Consider the following 2,042-nt stretch of genomic DNA (forward strand, 5'->3'; position numbering starts at 1 on the left):
CTTCAACGAGGCAGGACAAAGCTTCAGACAGTAAGAGCTTTCAGAGTATTGACTTGGTTTTTTACTATTTCAGCCTTGGCTGTTCCAGTATTTATCGAGAAAAAAATTGAAGAAAATTTCGATACTGAGTCATTCAAAAACCTTTATCTTCTCCACGTCATACTTATAATAATTTATTTATTTTCACGCTACTTTAAGAAGCAGGCATATGCATCTGCCACTGAATCATAACAACTGGTTCAAACCGTTCGCTTCGCTCACTGGGACGGGCTAAAGCCCGCCCCTTAACCATACGTTATACGCCATGAACTGGATCGAAGAATCTCGAAAATTATTCAACACGCCGAAGCCTGAGCACTTCACCGATTTCGGCCACTGTGAAGAGTGCCTTGATCACGATCTGACTCTTGTGAATTCGGATGTTGACTCTATTGGCTTTGATAAACTTGGCAATCCTGGCTGGGACCCTATTTGCTATGTAGAAGCAGAAGGTTTTATTTATTACTTCCCAGCCTTTGTAAGGCTTTGCGTAAACAGCAATTCTGACCATTCATACATTAGTCAGTTTTTATTTCACTTAAGCTATGACGGAAAGAAAAATAGATACACACTAGCGTTTTCGGCCGAGCAGCGAAATTTCACACTAAAGTTTCTTAACTATTTGGCAGAAGCAAAAATTGATACCATCACGCTATACGGCGATGAAGAGATGCTTTCTTCTACAATAGAAATCTGGGCCAGTGTATAACAACTGGTTCAAACCGTTCGCTTCGCTCACTGGGACGGGCTAAAGCCCGCCCCTTAACCAAACGTTAGGAGCCCTACATTGCTTCTCCAAAATATCGAAATAGCAATCCACTACTCTGCGGGGCTACTTTTGGTTGGGTTAGCGCTACTAATTCTTGTATCAATAAATAAAACAGCAGGAATTTTAATAGGCATTTACGCCACTTATTCACTAATAATGCAATTTGCATTTAATGGCGATTTTGGGCTTGGGTTTTTAGCGCAAATATTTCTAGAGACGAACTTTGAATTAGGCAAGCCATGGCCAGCAACGGGCGCAGTGGTACTTGGAATAACAGGAGGCATTTCAAAACTAAGCCTTGCTGGCGGTGTTTACTTCCTAGCCAGAGCATTAAAAACAAAAAATGGTGAACGGGCCCCTAACTAGTGGTTCAAACCGTTCGCTGCGCTCACTGGGACGGGCTAAAGCCCGCCCCTTAACCAAACGTTAGGCAACCTCCGGAATAATTTTCCCGGTTGCATCACCCGCAACAACGCGTCGCCAGTACGTTTCCATAGTTACTGGCATTATCAAAAGGAGTTGGTTTATGCCGGACAACGTAACAATTAACTTACCAATTCCGACATTATCATCGGCGGTGCACGCCTTTTCTTTCTGCATTGCGGCGGCTACCGTGTCAGGCCGGCCAGGCCTAACAACTGGCTCAAATCGTTCGCTGCGCTCACTGGGACGGGCTAAAGCCCGCCCCTTAGCCAAACGTTAGACAATTCACTTTGAAAGTTTGTTTTTTGCACCGCGTCAAACCGTTGCATTGCTCCGCTGCTTTAGGCTTCACACAGTTTCAAAATTTTTCTTTACTGAACCATCGCCGCCACCATCGGGGCACGTCTAAATTGCGGTTCGCCAGCAACATCGAAACATTGGATTTATCGCGTTTCGCAAGGTTTATCGCGTAATGCGTTACAAGCAGGAATGCGGTGCTTCAAATTATGCGTACATCCGAGCGTCTAACAATTGGTTCAAATCGCTCGCTGTGCTCGCTGGGACGGGCTAAAGCCCGCCCCTTAACCAAACGTTAGAGCAAAATCGAGACACCATGCTGGCTACCTTATATATTGTAACAAGCTACCTATATGGACTCATCAGCGGTCTAGCGCTTGTGGCACTTATGAAGAAAAATCAGTCACACACGTCCAACATTAAAAAATGGCTTATATATATCGCAACTAGCTTTTCGCTAATATTATTTGCAGGCGTGCTTGGCGAGATTAATACAAAAGAAAGACCGGAAAAC

General features: G+C 44.3%; 4 protein-coding genes. All 4 read left to right on the forward strand.

Going from position 1 to position 2,042, the window contains the following annotated elements:
* Window positions 1-231: hypothetical protein (locus P3C18_RS20600; RefSeq protein ID WP_275963638.1), on the forward strand; the 231-nt coding region annotated here is incomplete at its 5' end.
* 73 nt (window positions 232-304) lie between these two features.
* A complete protein-coding gene (locus tag P3C18_RS20605; protein ID WP_275963639.1) occupies window positions 305-748 on the forward strand; it encodes a DUF6714 family protein in 444 nt (147 codons plus the stop codon).
* A gap of 78 nt (window positions 749-826) precedes the next feature.
* Window positions 827-1,174 carry a hypothetical protein gene (locus P3C18_RS20610; protein WP_275963640.1) on the forward strand — a complete coding sequence of 116 codons (348 nt, stop codon included), beginning with the start codon at window positions 827-829 and terminating at the stop codon, window positions 1,172-1,174.
* 670 nt (window positions 1,175-1,844) lie between these two features.
* Window positions 1,845-2,042 (forward strand): hypothetical protein (locus tag P3C18_RS20615; RefSeq protein WP_275963641.1); only part of this gene is annotated, 198 nt, incomplete at its 3' end.

The organism is Pseudomonas sp. 1928-m, from assembly GCF_029269135.1.
Classification (GTDB): Bacteria; Pseudomonadota; Gammaproteobacteria; order Pseudomonadales; family Pseudomonadaceae; genus Aquipseudomonas.